The sequence below is a fragment of the Archaeoglobus neptunius genome, assembly GCF_016757965.1.
GTDB lineage: Archaea > Halobacteriota > Archaeoglobi > Archaeoglobales > Archaeoglobaceae > Archaeoglobus > Archaeoglobus neptunius.
Genome location: NZ_JAEKIW010000003.1, coordinates 116670 through 129169, shown reverse-complemented (window position 1 = coordinate 129169; position 12500 = coordinate 116670). Strand labels below are relative to the sequence as shown.

At 45.5% G+C, this 12500-nt stretch carries 14 protein-coding genes; 6 read left to right on the top strand and 8 right to left on the bottom strand.

Translation table 11 applies throughout. The annotated features are described in order from the left end of the window. Positions 1 to 151 precede the first annotated feature (151 nt). Positions 152 to 370, bottom strand: a complete 219-nt coding sequence (locus tag JFQ59_RS03050) for a hypothetical protein (RefSeq protein WP_202318941.1) — start codon at positions 368 to 370, stop codon at positions 152 to 154. Between the two features lie 213 nt (positions 371 to 583). On the opposite strand from JFQ59_RS03050, the gene JFQ59_RS03045 reads away from it, so the two are divergent. Beyond that, on the top strand, positions 584 to 1234 hold the full coding sequence (locus tag JFQ59_RS03045) for a Yip1 family protein (RefSeq protein WP_202318940.1): 651 nt from the start codon (positions 584 to 586) through the stop codon (positions 1232 to 1234). Between the two features lie 93 nt (positions 1235 to 1327). Here the strand turns inward: JFQ59_RS03045 and cofH are convergent, their stop codons facing one another. Genes cofH through JFQ59_RS03025 form a run of 4 tightly spaced genes read right to left on the bottom strand, consistent with a single transcriptional unit; the run spans position 1328 to position 4803 of the window. Beyond that, positions 1328 to 2332 carry a 5-amino-6-(D-ribitylamino)uracil--L-tyrosine 4-hydroxyphenyl transferase CofH gene (gene cofH / locus JFQ59_RS03040; RefSeq protein ID WP_230972242.1) on the bottom strand — a complete coding sequence of 335 codons (1005 nt, stop codon included), beginning with the start codon at positions 2330 to 2332 and terminating at the stop codon, positions 1328 to 1330. Beyond that, positions 2319 to 3293, bottom strand: coding sequence for a 7,8-didemethyl-8-hydroxy-5-deazariboflavin synthase subunit CofG (cofG, locus tag JFQ59_RS03035; protein WP_202318938.1), 975 nt, complete (start codon positions 3291 to 3293; stop codon positions 2319 to 2321). Before cofG ends, cofH begins: the two co-directional genes overlap by 14 nt. A 37-nt stretch (positions 3294 to 3330) precedes the next feature. After that, positions 3331 to 3936, bottom strand: a complete 606-nt coding sequence (locus JFQ59_RS03030; RefSeq protein ID WP_202318937.1) for a KaiC associated regulatory domain-containing protein — start codon at positions 3934 to 3936, stop codon at positions 3331 to 3333. 12 nt (positions 3937 to 3948) lie between these two features. After that, positions 3949 to 4803, bottom strand: a complete 855-nt coding sequence (locus tag JFQ59_RS03025; RefSeq protein WP_202318936.1) for a KaiC domain-containing protein — start codon at positions 4801 to 4803, stop codon at positions 3949 to 3951. Between the two features lie 97 nt (positions 4804 to 4900). On the opposite strand from JFQ59_RS03025, the gene JFQ59_RS03020 reads away from it, so the two are divergent. Next, complete coding sequence (locus tag JFQ59_RS03020) at positions 4901 to 5908, top strand: phosphate signaling complex PhoU family protein (protein WP_202318935.1); 1008 nt, start codon at positions 4901 to 4903, stop codon at positions 5906 to 5908. Here the strand turns inward: JFQ59_RS03020 and JFQ59_RS03015 are convergent. Continuing rightward, complete coding sequence (locus JFQ59_RS03015) at positions 5844 to 6464, bottom strand: Yip1 family protein (RefSeq protein WP_202318934.1); 621 nt, start codon at positions 6462 to 6464, stop codon at positions 5844 to 5846. The two genes, JFQ59_RS03020 and JFQ59_RS03015, sit on opposite strands and share 65 nt — an antisense overlap. A gap of 80 nt (positions 6465 to 6544) precedes the next feature. On the opposite strand from JFQ59_RS03015, the gene JFQ59_RS03010 reads away from it, so the two are divergent. Then, complete coding sequence (locus JFQ59_RS03010) at positions 6545 to 7237, top strand: DUF72 domain-containing protein (RefSeq protein ID WP_202318933.1); 693 nt, start codon at positions 6545 to 6547, stop codon at positions 7235 to 7237. Here JFQ59_RS03010 and JFQ59_RS03005 read toward each other — a convergent pair. Then, positions 7206 to 8150 (bottom strand): inorganic phosphate transporter, encoded by a 945-nt coding sequence (locus tag JFQ59_RS03005; RefSeq protein ID WP_202318932.1) that lies wholly within the window; start codon positions 8148 to 8150, stop codon positions 7206 to 7208. The two genes, JFQ59_RS03010 and JFQ59_RS03005, sit on opposite strands and share 32 nt — an antisense overlap. A 115-nt stretch (positions 8151 to 8265) precedes the next feature. On the opposite strand from JFQ59_RS03005, the gene JFQ59_RS03000 reads away from it, so the two are divergent. The 3 genes from JFQ59_RS03000 (at position 8266) to JFQ59_RS02990 (ending at position 11122) form a co-directional block, all read left to right on the top strand. Further along, positions 8266 to 9162 carry a 3-hydroxyacyl-CoA dehydrogenase NAD-binding domain-containing protein gene (locus JFQ59_RS03000; protein ID WP_202318931.1) on the top strand — a complete coding sequence of 299 codons (897 nt, stop codon included), beginning with the start codon at positions 8266 to 8268 and terminating at the stop codon, positions 9160 to 9162. Positions 9163 to 9254: 92 nt separating this feature from the next. Continuing rightward, a complete protein-coding gene (locus JFQ59_RS02995) occupies positions 9255 to 10730 on the top strand; it encodes a homocysteine biosynthesis protein (protein WP_202318930.1) in 1476 nt (491 codons plus the stop codon). 5 nt (positions 10731 to 10735) lie between these two features. Then, positions 10736 to 11122, top strand: a complete 387-nt coding sequence (locus JFQ59_RS02990; RefSeq protein ID WP_202318929.1) for a 4Fe-4S binding protein — start codon at positions 10736 to 10738, stop codon at positions 11120 to 11122. On the opposite strand, the gene JFQ59_RS02985 is transcribed toward JFQ59_RS02990, so the two are convergent. Continuing rightward, positions 11119 to 12480, bottom strand: a complete 1362-nt coding sequence (locus tag JFQ59_RS02985) for a PAS domain S-box protein (protein ID WP_202318928.1) — start codon at positions 12478 to 12480, stop codon at positions 11119 to 11121. The two genes, JFQ59_RS02990 and JFQ59_RS02985, sit on opposite strands and share 4 nt — an antisense overlap. Between the last annotated feature and the right edge of the window lie 20 nt (positions 12481 to 12500).

The following is a 12500-nucleotide window of genomic DNA, read 5'->3' as shown; positions in this document are numbered from 1 at the left end:
AACGATGTCTTGAAAACAATCCATGCCGAGGCTAAGATAACTAACCCATCTTTCTCGTATTTGTTTTTTGTTCTCAATGCCAAAGAATATACTTTATATTCAGGAAAAAGTAAAAAACTTAGGAGAATTTTTTCCCCTCTGGGCATGCTCATCACGCAGCTATTGCTACACCTGCAACTATCGCTGCACCACCTGTCGCCACACCAGCTGCAACTATGACGCCATATGCAGCGATAGGTATTGAGCTAGCCAGTAGACCATAATACGCCCCATCTACAATCGCCCCTATCTGACTGTCGGCGTGATACCCAGCGTAGGCTCCTGCTACAACTCCTGCTATGTTTGCAATTTCCACATTTGATGTCATCATTAACCCCACCATAGCCAGGCAGAGCCCAACAGCAAGCCACTTCATAACTTCCTCATTCCAGTCCTTTACCTCGTACATCCTCTTACCTGCCTACTACTCACAACCACCTGTATGCTATGTCTATTTAAGTCTTACGATATACAATCTCTATCAAAAAATTATGGTTAAATTAAACATAGAAACTGTTAAGTATGGAACGTACAATCAACCGACATGTTGAGTCTGATCACGAACCCGGACAGGTTCTTTGGGGAGCTGAAAGAGGGGGAGCCGAATCTGAAGAAACCGGCCACGATTGTTGTCCTGCTTGCAGCATTCGCTGCATACTACCAGTTCAGACTGGTGATGAAACTATCCACAGCTCTTCCCGATGATCTTGCAAGGTTCTTTGAAGCTGGGGCATACATTAACGCCGTCAGCTCGGTTATTGGCATCTTCGCCGTTTGGTTTGTTACAGCGGCAATCATGCACGGATTATCGGCATTCTTCGACGGTAGGGGAGAATTTAAAAGAACATTCGAGTTCACAGGTTACGGATTTCTACCCTCTCTGTTCGGCTCTGCCATTTCAATTCCGATAAGTCTGAATTACATGGAAAAAGTCGTCATGCCGAAGGTAAGTGCTGAAGATCTCACAGCAGATCCGGGAATTCTCGCAAAGACAATTCTAAAACAGATTCCTACCGGGTACTTGCACTCTGCCCTCGTGTTAAACATCGCCGTTACGATCTGGAGCCTGCTGATTTGGAACTTTGCCATCAAAAACGCGAGAGAACTGGACGGGAGAAGGTCCCTCATCTGTGCGGCGATCCCAACGGCGATCTTCGGAGGTTATCAGATCCTGTCTTTGATATCGATCGGCTAACTGGAAAAGAAGTTAAAAATCCGAAACACATAATTTTATTGCCGATGATGACTGATGGGCGAGCTGAGTCATGATGAAAGGGAGAGTCTGAGGCTAATCCAGTATGTTGTACAGGGTATCCCTCTGCTTGGGAACCCGTCCTGTGATTTTTATCAGCTCTCTCAGCTCGTCAGGAGGCATGAACTCTCCGCTTGTAGCTCCAGCAGATTTTGAGATGTTTTCCTCCATGAGCGTGCCTCCTAAGTCGTTAGCACCAACATGCAGGGCAGCCTGGGCGAGCTTTGGTCCCATCTTAACCCAAGAGGCCTGAATGTTCTTGATATCCGGGTAGAGAAGTATTCTGGAAATGGCTATCATTAAAAGATCCTCAAATCCGGAGCTACCTTTGTACTGCCTGCCCAGCTCGTTGTTTTTATGCATAAAAGGCAGAGGTATCATTTCCGTAATTCCTCCAGTTTCCTGTTGTATCTTCTTGATCAGCAGAATATGGTTGATTCTTTCGTTCCAGCTTTCCATATGTCCGTACATGATGGTGGCCGTTGTCGGGATTCCGGTTCTGTGGGCTGTTTTTATAACTCTAACCCATTCCGCTGTTTTCAGCTTTTTAGGACATATGTGGCTTCTGATTTTGTCATCAAGAATTTCTGCCGCTGTTCCCGGCATGGAACCCAAACCTTCCTGCCTGAAGATTTTCAGCACGTCTTCAATGTCCATGCCGCTGTTTCTTGCAGCATGGACAACTTCCATCGGGGAAAAAGCGTGGATGTGTATTTTTTTATCCACATCCCTAACAGCCTGAAGAATGGAGACGTAAAATTCAACATCTGCGTGTGGAAGCAGACCACCCTGAATACACAGTTCGGTACATCCGAACTTCACTGCCTCCTCCACCTTCTTTTTTATCTCTTCAAGGGTGAGGAGGTATTTCTTTCTATTTCTGAATGAGCAGAACTTGCAGTTGTTTATGCAGATGTCGGTGAAATTTATGTTCCTGTTGACCACGTAGGTTACAGTATCGCCCACTAGCTCCTTTCTAAGCTCATCTGCAATTCTGAAAGTTTCGAAGGGATTTTTGAGCAGGTCATCAAGGGCGAGCATAACCATCAGCGTCCGCATATTTCTCGATCAGCGGCTCAAGAATGGTACTATACCATTTAAGCTTTACGAATTTTGGATAGAGTGATAACCTCTCCTTCAGTGCGAACTCCCCCCTCAGCATGCTCTGTATTCTCTCAATTTCTGGCCATGGTGATTCAGGGTTTATGAAATCATGGGTGACATTTGATATGCCTCCGACGTCTCTGGCTCCGGCCTTTACAAAGGGATAGATATCGTCTACTAGGTTTGGTGGTATTTGTACCACCACGTCTTCAGGCAGAATCTCTCTTGCGATCTTTACAGTTTCGAGCATTTCCTCAGTTGTTGGTGGGGAACTGTTCTCCATTCTCGTCCCCTTCTTGGGTTTGAAATTCTGTATTATCACCTCCTGAACATGCCCGTAATTGCTGTGTAAGTCCGCAATTACCTCAAGCGAATACTGTCTGTCGTATTTTCTTTCTCCAATTCCAACGAGAATTCCGGTGGTGAATGGTATCTCCAGTCTTCCAGCGTTTCTGATCATCTTTATTCTTACTTCTGGCTTTTTTCCTGGGCTATCTCTGTGACACTCCAGCTCCACCGCCTGCTCAAGCATAAGTCCCATGCTGGCATTCAAATCCTTCAATCTTGCCAGCTCATTCTTTGAAAGTATTCCAGCGTTTGTGTGAGGTAGAAAACCAGTCCTCACAGCGATTTTGTTCATGTGAGCAATATAGTCAACAAAATCCGAATACCCCATCTCCTTTAGCATTCTTCTTATTTCTGGATACGCCTCATCGGGTCTCTCGCCAAAAGTGAACAAAGCCTCTTTTGCCCCGGAAGCTTTTGAAAGCAGAGATCTGACCTCGCCCTCACTCATCAGTTTTGGCTCATCACTCCGATATCCGCAGTAAGCACAGCGATTACGGCAGTTTGGTGTGAGGGGAATAAAAACATTTTTGGAGTATGTAACAATCTCCACGAAAACTCTGTTGGGGATACTGTAAAAAAATATTTGGTCAGAGCTGAAGCTTAATCTTGTGCAGGAGTTCAGCAGGCGATTTTACTGGATACTCAATCATCTCGAGGATGTCCTCAATCTTTCTGCCTTTGATGATCATTCCGCCAAGCCTTTCCACCAGCTCTTCTCTGCTAGCCGGGAAATCGAGCCCCCTGACTTTCGCCAGAACATGCACCGCCCAGTCTATGTCCAGAACATTCATCTCTTCCTGCCTGATTTCAATTTCTTCTGTATCAAGCTTGCCTTCCTCTTTCAGTCTTCTGTAGGCCATTTTTGCAATTCCTCCTGCAATGTGGTCTTTCGGCCTCTCTTCAAGCTCACCCTCCAGATATTTTATGACCTCCTCCTCATCTGCAGTTACTATGTTCTTTGCCGTCTGTTCCGTTATTCCTAGCTCTCTTGCTATTTCTCCGTAGGTCTTCAAAGTCTCATTTTTGAGGACGACAACATAGGCTGCCTCTGCTAGGCTTGGCAGCCACGTCAGGTTTCTGAACTCGATCAGCCTCCTCAAACCACCAAGTAGTTTTATACTTTCATAAAAAACTTTTTCTGCCATTTTGTCAACATTTCCGCCTTTTGGCCTGGCGATAACTTCAAATCCCATTTCCATCACCCCCTACTGCTCTTCAGCGGATTTTCTGATGAACTCATCAAGCGGGACTGTGATCTCAATCGTACCTATCTCGCTAATTTCAAAAACCCAGGTTCTTGGGTCGTGAGGGGCTATCCTGCATCCGTCTATTCTTATCGTCCTCAAAACGCTGCCAATTGGCAGGCCGTACAGTTTCACGTCCCATCTTGACTCTATCAGCTTTTTGTCGAGAACTATGGTTCCGTCAACTATGTGTGCAACCGCCAAACCACCTGCAGCCTCTGCAGTCTCGCTTGCCTGCGCAGACCTCTTCTGGGATACAAAAACACCGGTTTGTCGGTACCTTTTCATGAAGTTGTAAAACTGCCTTACGATCTGCCTTGCCATCACTTCCTTATGCTCGTAAAGTCCAGTAATGCTGTCAATGACGGTGTTCGTAACTTTTTTCTCCTTGATTGCGTATGCCATGGTTTCCATGAGTGCTTTGGGATTTTCCCTGAGTTCATCGCTCTCGCTTGCATCTATGACGACTATGTTACTCTCTACTTTGCTGAAATCAACTCCCATTGCTTCGCTTCTCTGCTTCATCGCTGTATAGAGAAAGTTTGCGGGACTTTCGACCGTAACGTAAAGCACTTTGTACCCAGCATTTGCCTGTGTTATTGCGAACTGCTCTGCCAGCAAACTCTTACCCGTATCCGGAACCCCTGTGAGGTTTATAACAGCGAGATGCGGTATTCCTCCGAGAGGTTTTTTAACGTACCTGTCACCTTCTTTCTCAATCTTGAAAAACATATCATCAAGCTTCGTCCCGGTTGGAATTCCAAAAAGTTTCGGAGCCCTCGACTCCAGCTCCTTCAGCTCATAATACCTATACATATAATACTATATGTTTTGGTCTGCATTTATATTTAACTAAGAGTATGACACTTGAAAAGGAAAACGTATTTTAACCCTTTAAAATGCATATGTATCAATGGAGGTTAGGAAACTTCAGTTGATAGGCGGTTCAAGTTACATGGTCAGTCTGCCCAAGAACTGGGTGAAGCTGAACGAACTGAAGCAGGGTGATGATATCTATCTTCAGGTTGAGGACAGCGTAATCACACTCTACCCAAAAAGTTTCAGAGAATTTGCGAGGATCACCAGCGTTCAGATTGACAAGCTTCCTAGTCTTGATGAGAAGTTTGTCAGGAGGTTCATATATGCCCTTTACCTTCAGGGAATTGATGAAATTGTGATAACCGACAGGAAGATAAATGCAAGGGCTGTAAGCAGAATGGGCGAAATCGTCAAGGATTTAATCGGCATGGAGATTATAGATGCAAGTGAAGGCAGGATTGTTTTGAAGTGCCTCACGTCCACAGACTTTGATGTATACGGTGTAGTGCGGAGAATGACGCAGATCATCCAGAGCATGATAGCGACCATTCTTGATGGGATTGATAGGAGGGATCGAGAAGCCCTCAGAGATATTGAAAATCTAGAAAAAGATTCTGACAGACTTTATCTACTGGCTGTAAGACAGGAACACAGACTTGTGAGGGAGTTTTCCAGTCCATCAAAATGGAACGAATTAAGGTTAATTCTCGGGATCAGAACTGTGGCAAAGCTGATTGAAGAGATATCAGATGCACTGTACAATTTCTCCACATACGCAGTAGAGATGAAGTCTGATGAGCTTAAAGAGGTGAAAAAGTACTTTGAAAAGTTGAAAATGGCTTTCGAAAAGCTGTCCAACGCTTACTTCAATTCGGATGTTTCCCTCTCAGAGGAGTCGATTGAAGACCTTGAGGAGCTGGAAGAAACACTGCTGAGCAATATGAAGGGAAGTGTGTACTACAGGCTGGCGCTGGAAACAATACTCAGTGCCTGCAGACACATGAAGTCAATAGGGGAAATAGCCTTCAACAAGTCGGTTAGGGAGTCCCTGAAAGAGCTGAGAAAACCAGAGAGGACGCAGTCAGTAACAGGTAGCCAATGAAAACGATGCTGCTGGCCATTGCAGACTTTCTGAGTTCGAGATCTCTCGCATGTTTGACAGCAAAGGCCCAGTAGACAGCCTGCCAGGCAGCAACAGAGATGGTGAGAATGGCGGTTGGTATTGCATAGGCCTTAATTCCTGCAAGGGCGTACTTTGTCTGCTCAACTGCCAGATAGGATGTCACAGGGCTGAGGATTATAGCTGGTATATAACTAAAAGCCACAAGCTTGGTGAGGTCCGAGAAACTGCCGTTTCCTCCAAGAATCCCGGATATGACGTACAGAATTGCAGAGATAACTAGCCAGCCAATGAAAGTCACGATGAAAGGAGAAATAATCATGCTGATCTGTGTGATCTGAATCGCTGCCTCCAACTGCTGTCCCGTAATGCCCGCTCCCTGGAGCTGTTTTTTGAGGACCTCAACCACCGTCGGGATTAAAACGTAAGATGTTGCCGATGATATCACGGCAGAGATGGCAACAATGGAAACCGGTAAGAGAAACCTTCCGCTTTTCTGCCTTTCCATGAATCTGTCCGGATTCGTGAGAAAATCCATGGGAGCAAATAAATTTCAAAGCATATATATCTTTTGGTTATCAGTTGACAATGTTTTTAAGATTGGTGTGTATGTGCATTATGGTCATTAAGGTTGGGTGTTGCGGATTTCCCACTGGAATGAGCAGGTATTTTCAGACATTCGAAGTGGTGGAGGTTCAAAAAACCTTTTACAAACCCCCATCGGAAAGGACTGCAGAAAAATGGAGAAAAATGGCCCCCGAAAACTTCGAGTTCACGGTGAAGGCGTGGCAGGTGATCACGCATCCCCCAACCAGTCCAACTTTCAGAAAAGCAAAGATTAAAGCGGTAGATTGCGGCTTCTTCAAACCAATCAGAGAGGTTTTTGAAGCCTGGGAGGTAACAAGGAACATTGCGAAAATTCTGAGAGCGAAATTCATACTGTTTCAGACGCCAAAAAGCTTCAAGGACAGTGCGGAGAACATGCAGAACATGCGCGACTTCTTTAACTGCATCGAGAGGGACTTCATCTTCGGTTTTGAACCGAGAGGATGGAGGGAAGAGAGCATCGAGAAAACATGCAGGGAGCTGGATTTGGTACATGTCGTCGATCCGTTTGTTGTCAGTCAGCTTTACGGTGAGATTGTTTACTTCAGGCTCCATGGTTTTAATTACAAGCACAAGTATACGGATGAGGAACTTGAAAAGCTGGCGGAGATGGTAGATAAGGACGGCTATGTGATGTTCAACAACATCCACATGTTTGACGATGCAATGAGGTTCAGGCGGTTAATTGAGAAACGGCAATTGTAACTGCGAAGCTGATGAAAAATGCGGTAAATGGGGTGAAGATCCAGCTCAGTATTATTCTTTTCAGAAAAGCGAATCTCACCCCCTTGAATCCCTTGTACAGCCCTACACCCGTAATCGAGCCCACGGTGCAGTATGTTGTGGACACAGGCATACCAAGGTACGTGAAAAGTAAAACTGTCAGTCCCGCTGCGAACTGTGCAGCAAAACCGGAAAATGGGTCGAGAGCCGTAATTCCCTTTCCAACAGACTCAGCAACTCTCGCACTGATAAACCACGCTCCCAAAAATAGCATTGTGGCTCCAACCACGGCCCCTTCAAGAACACTCATAGTTCCGAACCATATTGCTGGAGCTAGGGCTGTTGCGAGCTCATTAGCGCCTGTATTGAAACCGATTACCGAGGCTCCAATCAGCAGAAACACCCTCAAAATTCTCTCAACCTTCAGAGCAGGTTTTCCAGAAAGGGTGCGCTCCATAATCCAGTAAATGAGAATGGAGATTGCAAGGGCACCAAATGGGGATATTATCCAGGATAAAATTATCTTGGTTACGGTTGATAGGTCAATTTCCCTCCCCAGTGCAAAGGCCGAGCCTATCAGACTCATAACTATGGCCTGATGACTTGAAACTGGTGTACGTAGGTAATTTGCCACCACAATTGCTGCAGAAGATATCATGAGGGAGATGGAAACGATCACTCCGTTCAGCTCGACAATTTTTCCGCCAACTGTTTGCATCACATTGCCCCCGCCAAACAGAAATCCCAGCAGCACGAGAATAAAGAGAATGTAAACCGCCCTTCTGATTGTGAGCAATCCGCATCCAACACAGATTCCGAATGAATTGCTCGTGTCGTTCGATCCTATTGCGAATGCAATTGCAAAAGCTGCAATCAGTGGTAGGCCGAAGTCCATTGGTTAATTTTCAGTTTTGCATACTTAATCCTTTCCTGACCTGAATGTAATTTTTAAAAAAACAAGAAGCCTTAAGTATTTTTTAATAAGTTGAAATTTCAGAGGAGGTGGTGATTTGAAACTGGAAGACGTTAAAGTTATTGGAGTTGTTGGTGCTGGAGTGATGGGGCATGGAATTGCTCAGGTTGCAGCAAAGGCGGGATATGAGGTGGTACTGGTCGACATCAGCGAGGAGGTTCTGAAAAAAGCACTGGAACTGATTGAGTCCGGACCCTTCGGGCTGAAAAGACTTGTTGAGAAAGGAAAAATGAGTGAAGAAGATGCAAAGGCGTGCATGGCAAGGATAAAGACTTCAACGTCTCTTGACAGTCTTAAAGATGCAGATTTCATCATCGAGGCTGTTACGGAGAATGCAGATCTGAAAAAGAAAATATTCTCGCAGCTTGACAAAATCTGCAAGCCGGAAGCGATAATTGCTTCCAACACTTCTGGAATAATGATATCCGATCTGGCAACTGCCGTTGATAGGAAGGACAGGTTTATAGGAATGCACTGGTTCAATCCCGCTCCGGTGATGAAGCTGATTGAGGTAGTGAGGGGCGCTTTAACTTCTGATGAAACATTTGACCTGACCGTTGAGCTGTCGAGGAAATTTGGAAAGATACCCATTGAAGCTGGAGACGGTCCGGGATTTTTCACAACTAGGTTCATCAATTCGTGGCTTGTTGAAGCGGTGAGACTTTTTGAGATGGGAATTGGCGGAATTAGAGAAATTGACGAAATGTGCAGACTTGCCTTTGGCTTCCCGATGGGACCGTTTGAGCTGATGGACCTGATAGGCCTGGATACAGCGCTGCACATAGCCGAGTATCTCTACGAAGAGACGAAAGAGAAGCACTATGCTCCGCCAAACACGCTGAAAAAGCTGGTGCTTTCTGGGTATATCGGCGACAAGAAGCTGAAGCCGGGGAGCAGAGGAGGGTGGTATGATTTCTATGGAATTAAAAAATAATTATATTTTTTCATTTTCTTTATTACTATTTGTAATTTAACACTGATTTCAGATTACAAACATTTATATACTTGGACGTCATCAGGAGTAGCATGGTCAAGTCGGTAGAGGAGATAAACCAGAAAATCAGAGAGGGAAATGTAAGGGTTGTCACAGCGGCGGAAATGAAGGAAATTGTTGCTGAACTTGGTCCGGAGCAGGCAGCAAAGGAGGTGGATGTGGTCACAACCGGAACATTTGGTGCAATGTGTTCGAGCGGTGCGTTTTTCAATTTTGGCCATTCCGATCCTCCGATAAAAATGCAAAGAGTCTGGCTTAACGATGTTGAGGCATATACAGGTGTCGCTGCCGTTGATGCTTATCTCGGAGCAACCCAGCTTTCCGAAACTGAAGAGGGCTACGGAGGAGGGCATGTAATCGAGACGCTTGTTGAGGGCAAGGAGGTTGAGCTGAGAGCTACAGCATACGGAACGGACTGTTATCCCAGAAAAGAGATTGTCACTGAAATTTCTCTGGATGACGTGAATCAGGCAGTAATGCTGAATCCGAGAAATGCCTATCAGAGGTATAATGCAGCCACAAACAGCTCAAACAGAATTCTGAGAACTTACATGGGAACACTTCTCCCGAACTTCGGGAATGTAACGTTTGCCGGAACAGGAGAGATCTCTCCGCTGAATAACGATCCGGAATACCGTACAATTGGGGTGGGAACAAGGATATTCCTGTGCGGTGCCAAGGGATACGTTATCGGGGAAGGGACTCAGCACGCTCCACCGTACGGTACACTGATGGTGAAAGGAAATCTCAGGGAAATGGACCCGGAGTACATGAAAGGTGCGTACTTCCCGGGATATGGTGCCACTCTATTTGTGGGTATAGGCATTCCAATTCCGATACTGGATGCTGAAATGGCAAAGTTTACTGCAGTTAGGAACAGTGAAATTGAAACGAAAATACTCGATTTCGGAGTTGCAAGAAGGGGAAGGCCCGTTGTAAGAAAGGTGACCTATGAGGAGCTTATAAGCGGAAAGGTTGAGATAAACGGGGAGGAAGTGAGAACGTCCCCGTTGTCGAGTTTCTACATGGCAGAAAGGATAATGAATGAGCTCAAAAGGCAGATAGAGAAAGGTGAGTTTCTGCTTACGAGTCCTGTAGACAGAATTCCGCGGGAAGAAGTCTTCAAACCTATGAGGCAGAGGGAGATCAGAGTCGTGAAGAGTGTGATGGTTAAGGCCTTCACAATCTCACCTGATACAGGTATAGAGGATGCTGCAAAACTTATCATTGAAAAGGGCGTTAATCACCTGCCGGTCGTGAAGGATGGCAAGCTTATAGGAATAGTCACATCCTGGGATGTCGCAAAGGCCGTCGCTCTGAAGAAGGCAGGCACAGTTTCAGAAGTCATGACAAAAAATGTTGTGGTGACGTTTCCAGAGGAGCCTGTTGAGATCGCAGCAAGGAAAATGGAGAAAAACAGCATCTCGGCACTTCCAGTTGTGGACTCAAAGAGAAATGTGCTCGGAATTGTTACAAGTGAAGATCTGAGCAGACTGCTTGCGAGGTGATAGAAATGAGAATGGTTCTTCACTTTGATTCGAGAACTGTTACGGAACCTGTGCTCTCCAGAACAACACTCAAAACAGGTGCTCTCATAAACATACTGAGGGCATCTGTGGGGGCGAGAAGGGGCGAGATTCTGATAGAGGTTGAAGACGAAAAGGCAAAGGAAGTTGAAGAAATTTTGAAAACCCAGGGAGTAGACGTTATTGAGCTGGTCGGAGCCGTCCAGAAGGACGATGAGAAGTGCGTGCACTGCGGAGCATGCATCAGCATCTGTCCTACCGAGGCACTGAAATTCAATGGTGAGAAGAGAGTTATTGTTGAAGCTGAGAAGTGCGTGCACTGCGGAGCCTGCACAAAGGTGTGTCCTACCGAGGCACTCACTCTCCCATTTTAATTTTTAGGTATTATTATTTCAAAGATGCATCCCTTTGGTACGTTATCCTTTACTTCGATTTTTCCCCCGTATATTTCAACTATTTTTCTGGCGATGTACAGTCCCAGACCCGTCCCCTCTCCGGTCGTGAACCCTTCCTCAAAGATTTTGTCCTTCAATTCGTCGGGAATACCATCTCCGAGATCAGACACTCTCACAATCCCGTTTTTCTCATTTGAACATACCTCAACTTTAACTCCGGATCTGCCGTGGACAAGAGCGTTGTGAATGATGTTGTTTATCACGGTTCTGATCCCCTCATTGGCCATAACCACAACATCTTCGATTTTTGCTGATATATCGTTATCCCTGTAGACCTCAAGGAGTTCTCTTACGATGTCGGCAAGATTAACTGGTTTCAACTCTTCAAGAGCCTTTTCAAGCTCCCTCGAGTCATTGATAAGTTTTATGATGTAGTCTGCCTTTTTCATGGCAAGCGGCAGCATCTTTTTTGCACGCTCCGGAGACTCCATGACCATCTCAATCGAGATTCTGATTGCAGTTATTGCGTTGGCTATATCGTGCCGCATAACCTTGTTCAGGAAAGCCAGATACTCACCCCTTCTCTTTAACTCTTCTGTAAGCAGGTAAATTTCCGTTGTATCGATTGCAGTGGCAGCAACTGCAGGTTTACCCCTGTAGGTTACCTTACCCGGTCTTGCCGTAACCCACCTAACGTCCCCGCTTTTGGTTATAATTCTCCAGCTATATGTTTCGGTCTCTCTGAGCCCTTTTTCCCTTTCCAGATACCTTTTTTGTACAATTTCTCTGTCTTCGGGGTGGATTATAAAAAAGGGGCTCTTTCCTATTATCTCCTCTCTTCTGTAGCCCGTTGCATCCTCAAAAGCCCTGTTTACGTAAACCATCACCCCATCCTGTATGAGGTATATCGGAGTTAGAGAGTCTTCTACGAGGGTTTTGTAGAATTCTTCACTTTCCTTAAGTCGTTGTTCAAGCTTCTTGGCTCTGGTGACGTCAATCCAGTTTCCTATTATGAATTTTTGCCCTGCAAACTCAACCGCTACTGTGTATCCCCACACCCACCTCTCTCTGCCATCCTTTGTTATATACCGGGACTCGTAGAACAGAGGCTCGGCTCCTGAAACTTCCCTAAATCTCCTGATCAGATCCTCCCTGTCCTCGGGATGAGAAAGGTCAAATATGCTCTCCATTCTGTAGATCTCCTCTTTCGTGTACCCGGTAGCTCTCACAACGATGTCGTTCACGTAAAGAACCTTTCCATTTTCATCTGTTATGTAAATGGCAGCAAGAGATTTATCAGATACAAGCTTCCAAAATTCTGCATCGAATAACCTCATTTCAAACAACCTGAAAATCT

What these genes read in the sequence shown, in the direction of transcription:
- JFQ59_RS03050 (WP_202318941.1), bottom strand. Translation starts at nt 370, where the DNA reads ATGATGACATCAAATGTGGAAATTGCAAACATAGCAGGAGTTGTAGCA.
- JFQ59_RS03045 (WP_202318940.1), top strand. Translation starts at nt 584, where the DNA reads ATGTTGAGTCTGATCACGAACCCGGACAGGTTCTTTGGGGAGCTGAAA.
- cofH (WP_230972242.1), bottom strand. Translation starts at nt 2,332, where the DNA reads ATGCTCGCCCTTGATGACCTGCTCAAAAATCCCTTCGAAACTTTCAGA.
- JFQ59_RS03030 (WP_202318937.1), bottom strand. Translation starts at nt 3,936, where the DNA reads ATGGGATTTGAAGTTATCGCCAGGCCAAAAGGCGGAAATGTTGACAAA.
- JFQ59_RS03025 (WP_202318936.1), bottom strand. Translation starts at nt 4,803, where the DNA reads ATGTATAGGTATTATGAGCTGAAGGAGCTGGAGTCGAGGGCTCCGAAA.
- JFQ59_RS03020 (WP_202318935.1), top strand. Translation starts at nt 4,901, where the DNA reads ATGGAGGTTAGGAAACTTCAGTTGATAGGCGGTTCAAGTTACATGGTC.
- JFQ59_RS03015 (WP_202318934.1), bottom strand. Translation starts at nt 6,464, where the DNA reads ATGGATTTTCTCACGAATCCGGACAGATTCATGGAAAGGCAGAAAAGC.
- JFQ59_RS03010 (WP_202318933.1), top strand. Translation starts at nt 6,545, where the DNA reads ATGGTCATTAAGGTTGGGTGTTGCGGATTTCCCACTGGAATGAGCAGG.
- JFQ59_RS03005 (WP_202318932.1), bottom strand. Translation starts at nt 8,150, where the DNA reads ATGGACTTCGGCCTACCACTGATTGCAGCTTTTGCAATTGCATTCGCA.
- JFQ59_RS02995 (WP_202318930.1), top strand. Translation starts at nt 9,255, where the DNA reads ATGGTCAAGTCGGTAGAGGAGATAAACCAGAAAATCAGAGAGGGAAAT.
- JFQ59_RS02990 (WP_202318929.1), top strand. Translation starts at nt 10,736, where the DNA reads ATGAGAATGGTTCTTCACTTTGATTCGAGAACTGTTACGGAACCTGTG.
- JFQ59_RS02985 (WP_202318928.1), bottom strand. Translation starts at nt 12,480, where the DNA reads ATGAGGTTATTCGATGCAGAATTTTGGAAGCTTGTATCTGATAAATCT.